The sequence below is a fragment of the Micromonospora sp. NBRC 110037 genome (assembly GCF_001652995.1).
Lineage (GTDB): Bacteria > Actinomycetota > Actinomycetes > Mycobacteriales > Micromonosporaceae > Micromonospora > Micromonospora chalcea.
The window spans coordinates 331665-349556 of sequence record NZ_BBVA01000007.1 but is presented as its reverse complement, the minus strand read 5'-3'; the positions used below and the strand labels follow the sequence as shown (position 1 = coordinate 349556).

General features: G+C 73.0%; 16 protein-coding genes. 13 read left to right on the top strand and 3 right to left on the bottom strand.

The genetic code is table 11. The features are described 5' to 3' along the window. The first annotated feature begins 78 nt into the window (after window positions 1-78). The 5 genes from A4R25_RS22020 to A4R25_RS22000 all read left to right on the top strand — a co-directional run bounded on the left by A4R25_RS22020 (window position 79) and on the right by A4R25_RS22000 (window position 6055). On the top strand, window positions 79-1182 hold the full coding sequence (locus A4R25_RS22020) for an ABC transporter ATP-binding protein (protein WP_064447919.1): 1104 nt from the start codon (window positions 79-81) through the stop codon (window positions 1180-1182). Beyond that, window positions 1179-2201, top strand: a complete 1023-nt coding sequence (locus tag A4R25_RS22015) for an ABC transporter ATP-binding protein (protein WP_064447918.1) — start codon at window positions 1179-1181, stop codon at window positions 2199-2201. The genes A4R25_RS22020 and A4R25_RS22015 overlap by 4 nt, the downstream gene beginning before the upstream one ends. Further along, a complete protein-coding gene (locus A4R25_RS22010; protein ID WP_064447917.1) occupies window positions 2198-3202 on the top strand; it encodes an ABC transporter permease in 1005 nt (334 codons plus the stop codon). The genes A4R25_RS22015 and A4R25_RS22010 overlap by 4 nt, the downstream gene beginning before the upstream one ends. 13 nt (window positions 3203-3215) lie before the next feature. Next, entirely contained in the window at window positions 3216-4202 is a 987-nt protein-coding gene (locus A4R25_RS22005) for an ABC transporter permease (RefSeq protein WP_043328426.1), read from the top strand. Window positions 4203-4309: 107 nt separating this feature from the next. Beyond that, complete coding sequence (locus tag A4R25_RS22000; protein ID WP_043328427.1) at window positions 4310-6055, top strand: ABC transporter substrate-binding protein; 1746 nt, start codon at window positions 4310-4312, stop codon at window positions 6053-6055. A gap of 84 nt (window positions 6056-6139) precedes the next feature. Here A4R25_RS22000 and A4R25_RS21995 read toward each other — a convergent pair whose 3' ends face one another. Continuing rightward, window positions 6140-8284 (bottom strand): prolyl oligopeptidase family serine peptidase, encoded by a 2145-nt coding sequence (locus tag A4R25_RS21995; RefSeq protein WP_064447916.1) that lies wholly within the window; start codon window positions 8282-8284, stop codon window positions 6140-6142. Window positions 8285-8369: 85 nt separating this feature from the next. Between A4R25_RS21995 and mshB the strand changes: the two genes are divergently transcribed. From mshB to A4R25_RS21980, 3 genes are all read left to right on the top strand, one after another. Further along, entirely contained in the window at window positions 8370-9293 is a 924-nt protein-coding gene (gene mshB, locus A4R25_RS21990) for an N-acetyl-1-D-myo-inositol-2-amino-2-deoxy-alpha-D-glucopyranoside deacetylase (RefSeq protein ID WP_187693636.1), read from the top strand. Continuing rightward, complete coding sequence (locus tag A4R25_RS21985) at window positions 9290-9784, top strand: hypothetical protein (RefSeq protein ID WP_043328433.1); 495 nt, start codon at window positions 9290-9292, stop codon at window positions 9782-9784. The genes mshB and A4R25_RS21985 overlap by 4 nt, the downstream gene beginning before the upstream one ends. Window positions 9785-9869: 85 nt before the next feature. Then, window positions 9870-10334 carry a hypothetical protein gene (locus A4R25_RS21980; RefSeq protein ID WP_043328434.1) on the top strand — a complete coding sequence of 155 codons (465 nt, stop codon included), beginning with the start codon at window positions 9870-9872 and terminating at the stop codon, window positions 10332-10334. Window positions 10335-10346: 12 nt separating this feature from the next. Here the strand turns inward: A4R25_RS21980 and A4R25_RS21975 are convergent, their stop codons facing one another. Beyond that, window positions 10347-11381, bottom strand: coding sequence for a GNAT family N-acetyltransferase (locus A4R25_RS21975; RefSeq protein ID WP_064447914.1), 1035 nt, complete (start codon window positions 11379-11381; stop codon window positions 10347-10349). Window positions 11382-11459: 78 nt separating this feature from the next. On the opposite strand from A4R25_RS21975, the gene fdxA reads away from it, so the two are divergent. The 5 genes from fdxA to A4R25_RS21950 are packed head-to-tail and all read left to right on the top strand — an operon-like array spanning window position 11460 to window position 15207. Continuing rightward, the gene (gene fdxA / locus A4R25_RS21970) at window positions 11460-11786 is read left to right on the top strand and encodes a ferredoxin (RefSeq protein WP_007464872.1); all 327 of its coding nucleotides are present in this window, start codon (window positions 11460-11462) and stop codon (window positions 11784-11786) included. Then, window positions 11783-12892: a succinyldiaminopimelate transaminase gene (dapC, locus tag A4R25_RS21965; RefSeq protein ID WP_043330946.1), complete on the top strand. Its 1110-nt coding sequence runs from the start codon at window positions 11783-11785 to the stop codon at window positions 12890-12892. Before fdxA ends, dapC begins: the two co-directional genes overlap by 4 nt. A 1-nt stretch (window position 12893) precedes the next feature. Further along, a complete protein-coding gene (locus tag A4R25_RS21960) occupies window positions 12894-13910 on the top strand; it encodes a prephenate dehydrogenase/arogenate dehydrogenase family protein (protein WP_064447913.1) in 1017 nt (338 codons plus the stop codon). A 5-nt stretch (window positions 13911-13915) separates the two neighbouring features. Further along, entirely contained in the window at window positions 13916-14560 is a 645-nt protein-coding gene (locus tag A4R25_RS21955; protein WP_064447912.1) for an SIMPL domain-containing protein, read from the top strand. Next, window positions 14560-15207 (top strand): nucleoside/nucleotide kinase family protein, encoded by a 648-nt coding sequence (locus A4R25_RS21950; RefSeq protein ID WP_064447911.1) that lies wholly within the window; start codon window positions 14560-14562, stop codon window positions 15205-15207. Before A4R25_RS21955 ends, A4R25_RS21950 begins: the two co-directional genes overlap by 1 nt. Before the next feature lie 42 nt (window positions 15208-15249). On the opposite strand, the gene A4R25_RS21945 is transcribed toward A4R25_RS21950, so the two are convergent. Then, entirely contained in the window at window positions 15250-17835 is a 2586-nt protein-coding gene (locus A4R25_RS21945; RefSeq protein WP_064447910.1) for a hypothetical protein, read from the bottom strand. Window positions 17836-17892: the final 57 nt, after the last annotated feature.

The window sequence follows — 17892 nt, the reverse complement described above, 5'->3', positions numbered from 1 at the left end:
CAGACCGCTCGATGTAGCTTATTTTCGCCTCCTGGGTTTTCCTGTAGGTTCTCTTCATCACCGAAGGGGAGGCGGTCAATGGGCAGGTCGGAGGCGGTGCCGTCCGGGGAGCCGGACCGCCCGGAGGTGCCGGAGCAGCGCTCCGGCGACGGGCCCTATCTCCAGGTCCGGGATCTGCGGGTGCGGTTCGACACCGAGGACGGTGTGGTGCGGGCCGTGGACGGGGTGTCGTTCGCCGTCGAGCGGGGTCGCACGCTGGGGATCGTGGGGGAGTCCGGGTCCGGCAAGAGCGTGACGTCGCTGGCGATTCTCGGTTTGCACAACGCGAAGCGGACGACCATCTCGGGGGAGATCTCGGTCGGTGGGCGTCAGTTGGTGGGTCTGCGTGAGGAGGAGATTCGTCGGTTGCGGGGCCGGGACATGGCGATGATCTTTCAGGATCCGTTGTCGGCGTTGCATCCGTACTACTCGGTGGGCAGGCAGATCGCGGAGGCGTACCGGGTGCACCACCCCAGAGCCGGAAAACGGGAGGCCCGCAGCCGGGCGGTGGACATGCTCGGCCGGGTCGGCATCCCGCAGCCGGCGAAGCGGTTCGATCAGTATCCGCACGAGTTCTCGGGTGGGATGCGGCAGCGGGCGATGATCGCGATGGCGCTGGTGAACGATCCGGAGCTGTTGATCGCGGATGAGCCGACGACGGCGCTTGATGTGACGGTGCAGGCGCAGATCCTGGACCTGCTGGCGGATCTGCAGGCGGAGTTCCGGTCGGCGATCATTCTGATCACGCATGACCTGGGTGTGGTGTCTCAGGTGGCTGATGACGTGTTGGTGATGTATGCGGGTCGGGCGGTGGAGCACGGGAGTGTCAAGCGGGTGTTGCGGGCGCCGCAGCATCCGTACACGTGGGGGTTGTTGTCGAGTGTGCCGTCGTTGCACGGTGACGCGGACGCGGACCTGGTGCCGATCCCCGGTAACCCGCCCAGCTTGATCAATCTGCCGTCGGGGTGTGCGTTCCATCCGCGGTGCCGGTGGGCCGGCGTGAACGGCGACCGGTCCCGCACCGAGATCCCGGAGCTGGGCCCTGCTGGTGCGCCGGGTCACCTGGTCGCCTGCCATCTGCCGGCGGGTGACCGGGAGCGGATCTACCGGGACGAGGTCGCGCAGGTGGGGGTGGCCCGATGAGCGCCGAGACCGAGCCGCTGCTGTCGGTGCGGGGACTGACCAAGCACTTCCCCGTCCGGCAGGGCCTGCGTAGCACGGGTGCGGTGCGGGCGGTCGACGGGCTGGACTTCGACGTGCGGCCGGGCGAGACGCTCGGCCTGGTCGGGGAGTCCGGGTGCGGGAAGACCACGACCGGGCGGATGCTGGTGCGTCTGCTGGAACCCACCGCCGGGACGATCGAGTTCGCCGGGCGGGACATCACCCACGGCGGACGCCGTGAGCTGCGCGCGCTGCGGCAGGACCTGCAGATCATCTTCCAGGACCCGTACGCCTCACTGAACCCCCGCCACACGGTCGGGCGGATCGTGGCCATGCCGTTGCAGGTCAACCGGATCACCCCGCCCGGCGGCGTGAAGAAACGGGTCCAGGAGTTGCTGGAACTGGTCGGGCTGAATCCGGAGCACTACAACAGGTACCCGCACGAGTTCTCCGGCGGGCAGCGCCAGCGCATCGGCATCGCCCGCGCCCTCGCGTTGAAACCGAAGCTGATCGTCGCCGACGAACCCGTCTCGGCGCTGGACGTGTCGATCCAGGCGCAGGTCATCAACCTGCTCCGCGACCTGCAACGCGACCTCGACCTGGCGTTCGTGTTCATCGCCCACGACCTCGCCGTCATCCGCCACTTCTGCCACCGCGTCGCCGTCATGTACCTCGGCACAATCGTCGAAATCGGCGACCGCGACGACATCTACACCCGCCCCCAGCACCCCTACACCAGGGCCCTGCTGTCGGCGATTCCGGACGTCACCACCCTCGGGCCCGCCGGCCGGATCCGCCTCACCGGCGACGTCCCGACCCCGTTGAACCCGCCATCGGGCTGCCGCTTCCGTACCCGCTGCTGGAAAGCCACCGACCACTGCGCCACCGAAGAACCCGCCCTGACCACCCGGGACGACGGCGGGCAGCTCACCGCTTGCCACTACCCGGAGAGCGGACCGGTCGGCATGCCGACCGGCGAACCCGTGGAGGTGTCGAAATGAGCCTGTCGCCGGTCGAGGGCGCGGCGCTCGCCGAGATCGAGTCCTCCGATCAGGAGCCGGACGAGAAGAAGCGGCTGGTCGGCCGCTCACCGGGCCAGCTCGTCTGGGCCCGGCTGCGGCGCGACCGTACCGCAATGGTCAGCGGTGTCGTGCTGGCCCTGTTCATCCTGGCGGCGGTGGCCGCGCCGCTGATCCAGCGGCTGTACGGCGTGTCGCCGAACCAGCAGTTCGGTGACCTGTTGGACGCCACCGGCATGCCGCTGGGCTACGTGGGCGGCGTCAGCGGTGACCACTGGTTCGGGCTGGAACCGGGCCTGGGCCGGGACATCTTCATCCGGATGATCTACGGCATCCGGACGTCGCTGCTGATCGCGCTCGGCGCCGCGCTGGTCACCACGACCATCGGCGTGGTGCTCGGGATCGTCGCCGGCTTCCTGGGCGGCGTGGTCGACTCGGTGATCAGCTGGATCACCGACGTCGCGCTGGCGCTGCCGTTCCTCATCTTCGCGCTGGCCGTGGTGCCGACGTTCTCGCTGCGCTTCTACGGCCCCCGGGACGCGGTGCCGACGTGGTTCGCGGTGACCACGCTGATCGTGGTCTTCGCCGCGTTCGGCTGGACCGGAACGGCCCGGCTCGTCCGGGGCCAGGTGGTGTCGCTGCGCGAACGGGAGTTCGTGGAGGCGGCGCGGGCCAGCGGCGCCGGGCTCGGGCACATGCTGTTCCGGCAGTTGCTGCCGAACATCTGGGCCCCGATCCTGGTGGCGTTCTCGCTCGCCGTGCCGTCGTACGTCACGGGCGAGGCGGCGCTGTCCTTCCTCGGCGTCGGGCTGCCCGAGTCGGTGCCGAGCTTCGGCCGGATGATCTACCGCAGCATCGACTACCTGCAGACCGACCCGGCGTACGTCTTCTTCCCCGGCATCACCATCTTCGCGCTCGTGCTGGCGTTCAACCTCTTCGGCGACGCGCTGCGCGACGCGCTCGACCCGAAGTCGTCACGGTAGGGGGTTCGACGACATGGTGCGGTTTCTGCTGAAGCGGCTGCTGCTCGCGGTCTCGGTGCTGCTCGCGGTGAGCATCGTCAGTTTCCTCATGTTCTTCGCGCTGCCCCGCGACCCGGTGACCGGCATGTGCCCGAAGAACTGCAACGCCGAGCGGCTGGAGCGGGTACGCACGGAGCTGGGGCTCAACGACCCGAAGCCGACGCAGTACGTCAACTACATGAAGGGCATCTTCGTCGGCCGTGACCTGGGCAGCGCGCAGGGCGGCAAGTGCGAGGCGCCGTGCCTCGGCTACTCGTACGTCAACAGCGAGGCGGTGACCGACACGTTCGCCCGGGTGCTGCCGGTGACGCTGAACATCGTGCTCCCGGCGGCGGTGCTCTGGCTGGCGCTCGGCGTGGGGCTCGGGATGATCTCCGCGCTGCGGCGGGGGTCGCTGCTCGACCGCATCTCGATCGGGTTGACGCTGACGTTCGCCTCGCTGCAGCTCTACTTCGTCGGCGCCGTGCTGCTGCTGGTCTTCGTGTACTCGCTGAAGATCCTGCCGACACCCCGCTACGTGCCGTTCCTGGAGAACCCGATCGAATGGGCGCGTGGCCTGGTGCTGGCGTGGGTGACGCTCGCGCTGCTCTTCTCCGCGATCTACGCGCGGCTGTCCCGGGCGCAGATGCTGGAGACGCTCTCCGAGGACTTCGTGCGGACCGCGCGGGCCAAGGGCGTGGCGAAACGCAATGTGTACGGACGGCACGCGCTGCGCGCCGCGATCACGCCGATCGTGACGATCGCCGGGCTCGACGTGGGCGCGGCACTGGGCGGCACCGTCATCACCGAGACGACGTTCGGCATCCAGGGGCTGGGGCGTACGGCGGTGGAGGCGGTACGCCAGGGCGACCTGCCGACCATCATGGCCACCGTCCTGGTGTCGGCGCTGTTCGTGGTGGTGGCGAACATCGTGGTCGACCTGCTGTACGCGTTCATCGATCCACGGGTGCGTCTGGGCTGATCCGGGCGTCGCCGGTGGTCGATCGTTGTGCCCCCGTTATCTGCTCGAAATTTACCGCGAGTGAAAGCTAGGCGAAGCTTTCCTTCATCGGACCCGAGGAGTTGAGTATGCGAGCAAGACTCGCCACCGCCGTGGGCGGTGCGATGGCACTGGTGGTCGCCCTCAGTGCGTGCAGCAAGAACACCGGCGACAACGGCGACACCGCGGACACGAACAAGCCCCGCAGCGGCGCCATCGCGACCGACCCGAAGGACTCGCTCGGCCCGGCGGCCGAGGTGCCCGGCGCGGCCAAGGGCGGAACCTTCTACATCCTGCGCGAGAGCAAGATCTCCCACCTGGACCCGCAGCGGGTCTACTCGTTCGCCGGCCTGATGGGCAGCCAGCTCTACGCCCGGTTCCTCACCACCTTCAAGGACGACGGCAAGGGCAACGTCACGCTGGTCGGCGACCTCGCCGAGACGCCCGGCAAGAACGTGAACAACGACTGCAAGGTCTGGGAGTTCACGATCAAGGAGGGCGTCAAGTTCGAGGACGGCCGCCCGATCACCTCCAAGGAGATCGCGTACGGCATCGCCCGCTCGTTCGACCCGGACCTGACCGGCGGCCCCACCTACCTGCAGGAGTGGCTGGCCGACAGCCCGCAGTACGACACCAAATGGGACTTCAAGAAGAACAAGACCTCGCTGCCGCCCGGCCTGACCACGCCGGACCCGCGCACGCTGCGCTTCGAGTTCAACAAGCCCCGCTGCGACCTGCCGTTCGCGGTGTCGCTGCCGGCCACCGCGCCGCTGCCGCCGGACAAGGACACCGGCGTCAACCTGGACAACATGCCGTTCTCGTCCGGGCCGTACCGGTTCACCAAGATCCAGCCCGGCGTGGAGATGGTGCTGGAGCGCAACACGAACTGGGATCCGGCCACCGATCCGGTGCGGCACGCGTACCCGGACAAGTTCGTCTGGTCGCTCGGCTCGGACAACACCACCCAGACCAACCGCGTCCTCGCCGGCACCGGCAACGACGCGGCGGCGGTCGCCACCGGTGGCGTGCCGCCCGAGCTGATCGCGAAGGTGACCGGCGACCCGGCGCTCAAGGCGCGGATGATCGTCGCGGCGACGCCCAACGCCTACCGGCTGAGCATCAACACCACCCGGGTCACCGACCTGTCCGTGCGGCAGGCGATCAACTACGCGATCGACCGCAGCAGCATCACCAAGAACCTCGGCGGCCCGTACGGCGCGGTGCCGCTGACCACGCTGCTGCCCCCGACCACGCTCGGGTACAAGAAGTTCGACGCGTACCCGGCCGGTGAGAGCGGCGACCCGGCGAAGGCGAAGGAGACGCTGGGCGGCAAGTCGGTGAACCTGGTGCTCGGCACCTCCGACGACACCGCCTCGCAGGAGACCGCCACCCAGGTCAAGAACGCGCTGGAGAAGGCCGGCTTCACGGTCACCGTCAAGCCGATCCCCGAGGACGGCTACCTCGACTTCGTGAAGAAGAAGAGCAACCCCTGGGACCTGTGGGTCGACTCGTGGGCGGCCGACTGGCCCAGCGGCGCCTCGATCCTGCCGGTGCTCTTCGACGGCCGCAGCCTCAAGGCCGAGGGCAACAGCAACACGTCCCAGCTCAACAACGAGGCGATCAACGCCGAGTTCGACCGGGTGCTGGCCCTCGACCCGGCCAAGCAGGCCGAGGAGTGGAGCAAGCTGGACGAGAAGCTGATGAAGGAGTCCGCGCCGGCGGTGCCGCTCTACAACGAGGTGGTCTCCGTGGCGCACGGCGAGAAGGCCGGTGGCATCTTCATCGGCAGCATCTTCGGCTGGCCCAGCTTCGTCAACGCGTACGTCAAGCAGTAGCTCTGCAAGGAAGGGCCCCTTGTTAACGCGCGGCGTTAATAGGGGGCCCTTCCTCTACCGCAGGCGTTAACAGGGGGCCCTTCCTTACAAGTAGCGGCGGAGGAAGTCCAGCTCCAGCCGGAGCAGGCGCTCGGACACCCCGCCCGCGGCCAGGTGGCTCGCCCCGGTCAGCGGCAGCACCGCGTGCGGGCGGCCCGTCGCCAGCAGCGCCGCGGACAGCCGCAGCGTGTGCGCGGCCAGCACGTTGTCGTCGGCCAGGCCGTGCACCAGCAGCATCGGCCGGGCCTGCGCCGGGTCGCCGAGCGGCTCGGCGGCCAGCTCGACCAGCGAGTGGTGGGCGTAGACGTCCATGCCGTCGTCGGGCATGCCGAGGTAGCGCTCGCTGTACGCGGTGTCGTACAGCGCCCAGTCGGTGACCGGCGCGCCGACGATCGCGCACTTGAACAACTCCGGGTGGCGCAGCACCGCGAGCCCGGCCAGCCAGCCGCCGAACGACCAGCCGCGCACCGCCACCCGTTCCAGGTCCAGGTCGGGGTGCTTGTCGGCGAGCGCGGTGAGCGCGTCCACCTGGTCGGTGAGGATCACGTCGGCGACCCGGCGGTGGATCGCCTTCTCGAACGAAGGTGCGATGCCGGGGGTGCCCCGGTTGTCGATGGTGACCACCGCGAAGCCCTGCTCGGCCCACCACTGCCGCTCCAGCCAGACGCTGCGGGCCGCCACCACCTCCTGGTGGCCGGGGCCGCCGTAGATGTCCAGCAGCACCGGCAGCCGGGTGCCTTTGACGTGCTCGGCCGGGTAGAGCACCGCGCTTGGCAGCCGCCGGTCGGTGACCCGGACCATCGTCGGGCGCGGCGCGTACGAGCAGGTGGCGGCCAGCGAGCGCAGCTCACCCACCTCGCGGTCGCCGTGCCAGACCCGCCAGCGCACGCCGGGGTGCTCCAGCGACGCGATGCCCACCGCCAGCGTGGAGCCGCCGATCGAGGCGGTGTGCCAGCCGGGGTCGCTGCCCATCCGGCGGGCGTCCATGCCGCCGCCGATGGTGGTCCGCACCCGGTAGAGGTGGCGCTGGCTCGGCTCACCCTCACTCGCCTCGACCAGCAGGTCCGCGGTCGTGCCCGGGCCGTTCGGCAGCCGCCCGACCACCCGCCGCACGTACAGCGAGGGCGGGGTGAGCAGCGTGCCGTCGGCGAACAGGCAGCGTGCGTCGTACCCGTCGTGGGCCAGCTCGCCGCCGACCAGCACCCGCCCGTCGGGCAGGTGGGCGGGGGTGCCGGGGATCGGTTCCACCCAGCGCGGGTCGGCCAGCTCGGCGTGCACCTGCGTCTCCCCGGTGCGCGGGTCCACCGCCAGCACCAGGCCGTGCTGCTGCGAGCGGCGCAGCACCGTGATCAGCGGCCCGCCGTCGGACCAGTCCGCCGAGCTCAGGTAGGGGTAGGTCTCCCGGTCCCAGTGCACGTCGACCCAGCCGCCGTCGAGGTCGAGCAGGTGCAGGCTGACCTCCGCGTTCGGGCCACCCGCGACGGGGTACGCCAGCGACGTCGGCGGGCTCGCCGGGTCGGCCGGGTCGTGCAGGTACCAGCGTTCCAGCCGGGACTCGTCGACCCGGGCGGCCAGCACGCTGCGCCCGTCCGGCGCCCACCAGTAGCCGCGGTAGCGGTCGAACTCCTCGGCGGCGATGTGCTCGGCCAGCCCCCAGGTCACGCCGCTGTCCTCACCGGCGAGCAGGTTGTCGGTACCGTCCGGCTCCACCACCCGCAGCTGGCCCCGGCGTACGTCCTCGGCGGCGTCGGTGACATAGGCCAGCCGCTCGCCGGTCGGGTCGGGCCGGGGGTCGATCACCGGCCCGCCGGTGGCCACCTCGACCACGTCGCCGTGCACCAGGTCGGCCCGGAACAGCCGCCCGGCCAGCGCGAACGCGGCCACCCGGCCGGCCGCGTCCAGGGCGTACGAGCCGATGCCGCCGGAGCTGAGCCGCAGCCGCTCGCGCAGCGCCCGCTCACCCGGGGACAGGCGGGCCGGATCGGCGTCCGCGCCCAGCAGCACCGCCGGATCGGCGACCAGGCGTTCCTCGCCGCTGTCGATGTCGAGCAGCCAGAGCGCGTCGGCCGGGTCCTCCGGTCCCGCGGAGCGCAGGAAGACGACCCGGGAGCCGTCGCCGGAGACGGTGACGGCGCGCGGCGCCCCGTGGCTGAACCGACGGGTACGGGCGGCCAGCTCGGGAAAGTCCACGCCTGCAGCGTAGGCGCGCGCCGGAGGTGATGTGGCCGACCTGAGCGGACGCATCACCGTCGAGCGGGCAGGACCGCCGGTTAGAGTGACGGGCGTGACGACGCTGCCCGACCGACGCCTTCTGCTGGTCCACGCGCATCCCGACGACGAGTCGATCGGCACCGGCGCGACGATGGCGCACTACGCCGCCACCGGCACCCACGTCACGCTCGTCACCTGCACGCTGGGCGAGGAGGGCGAGATCCACGTCCCGGCGCTGGCCCAGCTCTGCGCGGCCGAGGCGGACCAGCTCGGCGGCTACCGGATCGGCGAGCTGGCCGACGCCTGCGCCGCGCTCGGCGTCACCGACCACCGGTTCCTCGGCGGCGCGGGCCGCTACCGCGACTCGGGCATGATGGGCATGGCCACCAACGAGCACCCGCGGGCGTTCTGGCAGGCCGACCTGGACGTCGCCGCCGGGCACCTGCTGGAGGTCATCCGCGAGGTCCGTCCCCAGGTGCTCGTCACGTACGACCCGAACGGCTTCTACGGCCACCCGGACCACATCCAGGCGCACCGGGTGGCGATGCGCGGCGTGGAGCTGGCCGCGGCCGAGGGGATCGCCCCGGCGAAGGTCTACTGGACGGCCATGCCGCGCAGCGTGCTCGACGCCGGGCTGGAGACGTTCACCGAGTCCTCGGACAACCCGTTCGCCGGCATCGAGAGCGCCGACGAGCTGCCGTTCGGCACGCCGGACGCGGAGATCGCCGCCCGGATCGACGGCACCGAGCAGCACGCCGCCAAGGAGGCGGCGATGCGGGCCCACGCCACCCAGATCCCGGCCAACTCGTGGCTCTACTCGATCGCCGGCAACTTCGGCGGCGAGTTCATGGGCGTCGAGTACTTCACGCTCGCGGTGGGCGAGAAGGGGCCCGGCCATGGCCCGTACGGCTGGGAGGACGACCTCTTCGCCGGGATCGCCCCGGACGCCGCGGATCGGTCCCCGGTCGCGGCGACCGGTGTCCGGTGACGCTGCCGGCCGTACCCGTGTCGACAGTTGCCGAGCCGCCACCGGAGGCCGCGCCGCCGAGCCGGGCGGAGCGGACGCTCGACCGCGCGCTGCGGGTGACCGGCGGCGTGCTGACGGTCTGGGGCGGCGTGCTGCTCGCGCTGCTCGAACTGATCTTCTCGACCTGGGCCTGGGAGCTGGTGCAGGGCCGCTCCGGCGCGGCGCAGGCGCTGGTCGGGGTGGGCGCGGTGGTCGTCGGCGTGCCGGTGGTGGTGGCGGCGACGGTGCTGCTGGGCTCGTTCGGGCACCGGTCGACAGGGGGCCGCTGGGCGGTCGTGCTGGCCGCGCTGCCGTGGTTCGTGGTGATCGTGGCGGGCGGTGTCCGGACCGTCGAGGGTGATCTCGCGCTGGTCGGCGACAACGTGCTCGGCCTGGCGCTGATCGTGGCCGGCGCGGTCACGTTCGCGGTGGTCGGTTTCCGGCACCTGGTGACGCCGCCCCCTGTCCGGTGAGGTGCTGACGCCACACAGGCGACGGTGGTAGACATTCCTGCCAGAGGCCCGCCGAGGGAGCGGGCGGTACGGCGGGAGGCGTGCGATGGGTCAGCGGTGGCGTGCGGTCGGAGTGCTGGCGGCCGCGTTGTTCGCGGTGAACGTGGTGGCCCGGCTGGTCACCAGATTCGCGTTCCCGGACGACGACGCCGCGTCCGACCGGGTGTCGCTGGCGATGTTCCTGGTGATCGGGCTGATCCTGGCGGGCGTCGCGTTCCGGTGGGGGGCCGACCGTCCGCTCGGCCGCCTGGCCGGTGACCTGGCCGCCGCGGTGGGGGTGGCGCTGGCGCTCACCGTGTTCGTCGGTCCGCTGGTGGTCGGGGAGAACCCGTTCGGCGGTGGCGCCGGTCTCTTCTTCGCCCAGATCTGGCTCTATCTCGCCGCCACCGCCGCCGGTGTGCTGGTCGGCTACCTGATCCTCACCGCGCTCGGCCGGGACTACCGGTCCCGCCAGCTCAAGCGGTACGCCGAGATGAAGCGGTCCCGGCCGCGCCGGGTCGTCCGGCGCTGACCCTCCGGCCGTTCAGGCGGCCGGGGCGACCCGGGTCAGGTAGGTGTGGTGGGTGGTGAACCCGAGCCGGCGGTAGAGCTCGACCGCGCCGGTGTTGCTCTGCTCCACCTGGAGGAACGCCCGCGTGGCGCCCTCGGCCGCGCCCCAGCGGGCCAGGGCGCGGACGACCGCGACGGCGAATCCGCGCCGACGCGCCTCGGGCAGCACTTCGAGCAGGCTGACGCCGAGCCAGCGGCCTTCGCCGGTCACCGTGCCCCGGCCGACCGCGAGCAGCCGGCCGTCGATCCGCAGCTCCGCGAAGCGGACCCGGTCGACGGCCGTGAGCACGTGCCGCGCGGCGTCCGGCAGGCCTCCCTTGCGACCCGCGGCGATCGCCAGCCAGTCGTCGGCGGGCGCGCCGGCCAGCGTCACCGGCGGCGTGCCGTCCGGACCGGCGAGCGGCGGCGGGCCGTCCGGGCCGGCGGTCGGCGTGTCGGCATCCGGCGGCGTGTCGGCGAGCCCGGCGTCCGGCGGCGCGGCCAGGGCGCGCAGCGGCACGGTCTGCACCAGCACCGGGGGCCGGGCCGTCCAGCCGCGCGCGTCCAGTTCGGCGCCGACCGGGGCGGCCAGCGGCAGCGGGGTGTTCACCAGCGCGGTGCCGCCCCGCTCGGCGTACCAGCGCTGCACCGCGTCCAGCGCGGCGGGCAGGGGCCGGTCCGGGTCGCCGACCGGCAGCGCGCTGTTGGCCCGACCGGTCCAGCCGTCGGCCCAGCGCAGCCGCCAGTCGCCGAGCCGTCCGCGTACCGGTGCGGGCCACGCCTCGTCGGCGGCCAGCTCCAGCGCGACCACGGCGGCGGCGGTGGGGCGGCGGGCCGGCGGCACCCGCTTGGCCCGGTGCACCTCGGCGACCGGTACGCGCAGCGGGCCGGCGTCGGTGGCGAGGGTGATGTGGGTCTCGCTCAGCTCGACGAGTTCGCCGAGCGCGTCGGAGAACAGCGTGCGGCCCTCACGAATCCCCACAATCCGGCGGACCACGATCCGGTGTCCCACGTCCTGCTGTCGGAGCACGATCGACCCCCTCCCCGGCGAGATACTAGGCTCTTACCGTTGCGGGTGATCGCGACGAGTCTGCGGAGGAGAAGACCGGTGACCTACATCATCGCCGAGCCGTGCGTGGATGTGCTCGACAAGGCATGCATCGAGGAGTGCCCGGTCGACTGCATCTACGAGGGCAACCGGATGCTCTACATCCACCCCGACGAGTGCGTCGACTGTGGTGCCTGCGAGCCGGTCTGCCCGGTAGAAGCGATCTTCTACGAGGACGACGTCCCGGAGCAGTGGAAGGACTACACCGGGGCCAACTACGAGTTCTTCGAGGACCTGGGCTCGCCCGGTGGCGCCTCGAAGATCGGCAAGGTGGAGAAGGACGCCACCTTCGTCGCCGCGCAGCCGCCGCGCGGCGAGGGCCACTGAACCGGCGCTCGCCGGTCTCGGCACGGCTGCCCGACTTCACCTGGGACACCCTGGACGCCGCGGCCGCCACGGCCGCGGCGCATCCGGACGGTCTCATCAATCTGTCGATGGGCACGCCGGTCGACCCGGTGCCACAGCTGATCCGGCAGGCGCTGGCCGACGCGTCGAACGCGCCGGGCTACCCGCTGACCGCCGGCACCGCAGCGCTGCGGGACGCGATCGCGGCGTGGGTCGCCCGGGCCTGCGGCGCGGGCGTCGACGGGCTGGGCGTGCTGCCCACGATCGGCTCCAAGGAGCTGGTGGCGTGGCTGCCCACGCTGCTCGGGCTCGGCCCCGGTGACGTGGTGGTGGTGCCGTCGGTGGCCTACCCGACGTACGAGGACGGGGCGCGGCTGGTCGGCGCGACCACCGTACGCACCGACTCGCTGACCGCGCTCGGCCCGGATCCCCGGGTCCGGCTGGTCTGGGTCAACTCGCCGGGCAACCCGACCGGCCGGGTGCTGCCCGCCGCCCACCTGCGCAAGGTGGTCGAGTGGGCGCGCGAGCGCGGGGCCGTGGTGGCCAGCGACGAGTGCTACCTGCCGCTGGGCTGGGACGCCGAGCCCGTCTCGGTGCTCTCGCCCGAGGTGTGCGGCGGCTCGTACGACGGCGTGCTGGCGGTGCACTCGCTGTCCAAGCGCTCGAACCTGGCCGGGTACCGGGCCGGGTTCGTCGCCGGTGACCCGGCGCTGGTGGCCGAGCTGCTCAAGATCCGCAAGCACGCGGGTCTGATCGTGCCCGCGCCGGTGCAGGCCGCGATGGTGGCCGCGCTCGGCGACCAGGAGCACGCCGACGCCCAGCGGGAGCGCTATCGCGTCCGGCGGGAGAAGCTGCGTGCGGCGTTCACCGGGGCCGGCTTCACGGTCGAGCACTCGGAGGCCGGCCTCTACCTCTGGCTGACCCGCGACGAGGACTGCTGGGACACGGTGGACTGGCTGGCCCGCCGGGGCATCCTGGTCGCGGCCGGGATCTTCTACGGCCCGGCCGGCGCCCGGCACGTCCGGGTGGCGCTCACCGAGTCCGACGAGCGTGTCGACGCGGTGGCCGGGCGGCTCGCCGGGTCCTGACATGGCGGGCGAGCTGGCACGGGCGGCGGTGGTCGGCACCGGGCTGATCGGCGGTTCGCTGCTGCTCCGGTTGCGCGACGCCGGGCTCGACGTGACCGGCTGGGACCCGGACCCGGAGACCCGCGGGCGGGTACGCGAGCGGGGCGTCGTGGTGGCCGACACGGTCGAGGACGCGGTGGCCGGCCGGGACGTGGTGTTCCTCTGCGGCCCCCTGCCGACGTTGCCGGCGACGTTGGCCCGGGTCGCCGCCGTCACCGACGACAGGTGCGTGCTCACCGACGTCGGCAGCGTCAAGGCCGAGGTGAGCACCGTCGCCACCGTGCAGGGGCTCGGGCACCGGTTCGTGCCGGGCCACCCGATGGCCGGGGCCGACCGGGCCGGACCGGACGCGGCCGAGCCGGGCCTGCTCGACGGCGCCGCCTGGGTGCTCTGCCCGGGGCCGACCGGGCTGGACGCCTTCCGGCGGCTGGCCTCGCTGCTCGTGGACGTCTTCCACGCCCGGGTGGTGCCGATGTCCGCCCCGGAGCACGACGGAGCGGCGGCGCTCGCCTCGCACGTGCCGCACGTGCTCGCCGGGGCGCTGGCCGGCACCGTGCACCGGTCGGCGCTGCGGGACGCGGTTCTGACGCTCGCGGCCGGGAGCTTCTCCGACGGCACCCGGGTCGCCGGCGGGCCGCCCGAACGGACCGCGAACATGCTGCTCGGGAACCGCGACCGCGTCCTCGCCGAGCTGGACGCGCTCGGCGTCTTCCTGGGCGAGCTGACCGAGGCGCTGCGCGCCGGCGACGCCGACGCGCTGGCCGAGCGCCTCGCCGAGGGGCGGCAGACCCGGTCCACGCTGCGGGCGCGCGAGTTCACCGCGCACCGGCGGGAGTTCCCGTGCGCCGCCGACCACGTCGGCGAGCTGGCGTACCTGCGGGAGCTGGGCGCCGCGGGCGGTCACCTGACCGGGGTACGCGAGGCGGGCGGCGCGGTCACCTACACGGGGCACCTGCCGGCCACGCCGCCGTTAGGCTGAGCGGCATGGCGGACGCACCGGTCGTGGCGGTACGCGGTGAGGCGTACCGGGAGGTGGCGCCCGAGCTGGCGCGGTTCACGGTGACGGCGACGGCCCGGGACCGGGATCGCGAGACCACGCTGACCCGGCTGGCCGAACGGGCCGCAGCGGTGCGGGCGCTGCTCGACGCGGCCGAGCCGGCGGTGGAGCGCCGGGAGACCGGCCAGGTGCACGTCTGGCCGGTGACGAGGCGTTCCGGCGACCGCGTCGTGGCATACCAGGGCAGCGTGAGCACCACTGTCACGACGAGCGACTTCACCGCGCTGGGCGAGCTGATGCTCCGCCTGGCCGACCAGGAGCAGGTCGAGGTGGCCGGCCCGGTGTGGTCGCTGCGGCCGGACAGCCCGGCCTACCGGGAGGCGCGGCAGGCGGCGATCGCGGACGCGCTGGTCCGGGCCCGGGAGTACGCCGAGGCGCTCGGCGCCCGGGTGATCGCGTTGCGCGAGCTGTCCGACACCGGGCTGAGCGCGTCCCCGCCGATGATGGTCAAGGCGGCGTACGCGCGCTCCGGCGAGCAGCCGGAGCTGGAGTTGGAGCTGGACCCGGCGCCGCAGCCGGTGCAGGCGGCGGTCGAGGCGCGGTTCACCATCAGCGAGCCGGTGCTGGACTGATGCCGGCGGCGGAGGTGCTCGGGCTCGACGACCTGGTCGCCCGGGCGCGCGCGCTGGCCGAGGCCGGCCCGCGTCAGCTGCTCGGCATCGCCGGGGCACCCGGTGCGGGCAAGTCCACCCTGGCGGAAGGGATCGTGGCCGCGCTCGGCCCGGTCGCCCGGCTGGTCCCGATGGACGGCTTCCACCTGGCCGGGACGGCGTTGGAGCGGCTCGGCCGGTCGGGGCGCAAGGGCGCGCCGGACACGTTCGACGTCAACGGGTTCGCCTCGATGCTGCGCCGGTTGCGCCGGCTGGAGCCGACGTCGGTGTGGGCGCCGGAGTTCCGCCGTGACCTGGAGGAGCCGGTCGCCGGGGCGATCGAGGTCCCGCCCGAGGTGCGCCTGGTGGTCACCGAGGGCAACTACCTCCTGCTGCGGGACGACCCGTGGGAGGAGGTGCGGACGCTTCTGCACGAGGCCTGGTTCCTCGATCTGGAGGCGGAGGTGCGGGTGCGCCGGCTCACCGCGCGGCACGAGGCGTACGGGAAGTCGCCGGAGCAGGCCCGGGCCTGGGCGCTGGGCAGCGACGAGGAGAACGCCCGGCTGGTCGCGGGCACGGCCGTGCACGCCGACCTGGTGGTCCGCCTGGCCGACCCGCCGCCGGCGTGACGCCGGGCGCTGCCGCAGACCCGCCGCCGCACCGGCGCACGGTCAGCCGGCCCGCTGCCGGGGCGACGGCACGGTGCGGCGCAGCAACCGGGCCACCACGGCGCGCTCGCGGGTGAACTCCGCCGCCTCCGGGTAGCCGCTGTGGCTGCGGATGGGCGGGTCGGCCACCTCGCCGCCGGTCGGGTGCAGCGCCTCCGGGTCCGCCACCGGCACGTCCCGCTGCCCGGCGCTGACCTGCCAGCCGAGCGGATCCGTGTCCCGCCAGAAGTTCGTCCAGGCCACGTGGCCGCCGGGCCAGGTGAGCGCGCCGGCCAGCGTACGCAGCCGCTCCGGGCCGAAGTAGGACGGGAAGACCCGCCCGTAGAGCCGGGTGAGCTGGCAGCCGTAGGAGAAGAACCAGGTACGCAGCCGCCACCGGCGGGGCAGTTGCAGAAGCACTGCGGCGCAGATGACGGTGCCCTGGCTGTGCCCGGAGAGGATGACGCCGTCCATCCGGTCGCTGTGGTGCGGCGGTAGCGCCAGCAGGCCCGCGACCCGGGTCTGGAGTTCCGGTACGGCGCGCTCGGCGTAGCTGGGCGGGGCGAGCGGGTGCGCGGCCCGGGGCCAGAACGTGCACACGTCCCAGATCACGCCGACCGAGCGGCGTACCGAGTCGGTGCGGTAGACCAGCAGCCCGAGCGCCGCCATCACCACCGGCAGCCAGCCGAGGATGGCGTCTCCCCGTTCGGCGGTCCAGTGGATGGCGGTCTGCCAGCCGGAGGGGGACAGCGGGCTCGGCCGTTCGCCGGAGAGCGCGGCGGCGCAGCAGAGCGTGACCAGGACCGCGCAGAACGCGGCGTAGCAGCCCATCAGCCGGACCGCGTGCTCGCCGACCAGCCGGTGCAGCGCCCGGTACGTGCTGACGTCGCGGCAGCGTCGCCGGTCGTGCGCGGACAGGCCGGGGGCGGCGGTGAGCCGGGCGTACTCCACCCGGCGCAGGCGGTGCAGCAGGACCGCGACCCGGACCAGCAGCCCGATCAGCGCGAGCAGGCCGACCGCGCAGGCCAGCCCGGCCCAGAAGACGGCGAGCGGAGGTATCACCCGGCTCGGGCCGCTCGGCTCGGCCGACGCGTCCAGCCGGTCGCTGACCCAGTAGAGCAGTCCGGCGCAGTAGGCCGCCGCCATCATCCAGCCGAAACCGGCGATGACCGCCGGGGCGCAGCCCCGCCAGGCCAGATCGGTGTACGCGCCGAGCGGCTGGGTCGGCACCGTCGGGCGCAGGCGGGGCAGGAGCAGTCCGATGCCGGCCAGCACACCGGCCGGGCCGACGAGCATCCAGGTGCGCAGCGCGTCCGGCGCGTCGGGCAGGCCGGGCAGCCCGCGTTCGATCCAGGTCGCGCCCAGCGGCAGCAGCAGCGCCCCGGCGGCCGGACCGGCCAGTGCCCGCCGGCCGGAGCGGTTCGCCGCGGCGATGGCCACCAGCAGCAGCACCTGGTAGGCGACGAGCCAGGCGATGGCGGTGTCGTACCCGGGCAGTGACCGGTCGGCATGGCAGCCGGCGATCTCCGGCTGCGCCGCGCACCCGAGCGGCGGCCGGTACGCCGACAGCGGCTGGCCGGCCGGGCCCTCGGGCAGCAGCAGCAGGACGAACGTGCCGACCAGACCGAGCGCGGTGAGCGCCGCGACGGCGATGCTCCACCGGCCGAGCGGGGTGGCGCCCTGGCGCCGGCTCAACCAGGGCCGGGCCACCGCGATCACGGCGATCGTCACCACGGCGGCGAGCAGCGCGACGGTCGGCCAGGCGACAGCGGCCCGCAGGCCGCGCGGCGGATCCATGATGAGAACCGCGGTGACGGGTACGGCGGCGGCGGTGACCGCGCCCGTGCACAGGTGCAGCACGGCGGCGCGGCGCAGTTGCCCTTCCCCGTTCCAGAACGTCGGATCCTGGAGCGGGTTCTGCGGCGGCTCGCGCGGCTCCGGTGGTTCGACCGGCTCACCGTCTTCCTGGACGGGCGCATGGTGGTGCGGGTCGGCGGGCATCTGCGCCTCGTACTGGTAGGTGCGGAAGGCGACGAGTCCGATCGCGGCCAGCACGAGCAGCGGCAGCAGCAGTCCGAGCGCGAGCGCCCGGGTGCCCTGCCGCCACCAGGAGTCGCCGAGGAACTGCCACGGCCCGGGGAGCCGGCCGAGGCAGTCCGCCTCCACGCACTGCCAGCCGATCAGGTCCACGCCGACGCCGGTCACGGTCATGACGAGCGTGCAGGTCAGGCTCAGGCAGAACAGGCGGATGAGCCAGGCGGTGATGCCGGACCGGCTGGCCCAGCGCTCCTGGTCCGGGTCGGGCGGGATGCCCGCGCGGGCGTGCAGCGCGACGTTCGCCAGGGCGAAAGGGAGCAGCAGCGTCCACAGCGCCCGTTCCACGTCCCGCCGGGTCCGCGCGCCGGAGGTCAACTGCCCCCAGCTGTACGCCTCGACGGTGATCGGGTCGTCCCGGCCGGCTGTGGTGGACCGGTAGAAGCCGGTCACCTGACCGCCGGCGACGAGTGCTGGTTGCCCACCGTCACCGTTCGCGCCTGCCTTCAGGCCGAGCAGCTGATCCGGCGGGGTGTTCGACACCCCGTGCACCCGTAGTTCGAGGACCCGCTCCATAGTGCCTCCCGGTGAACGCCCTACTACTCAGAGTGCACGCCGGGGCTGGAGTCCGCA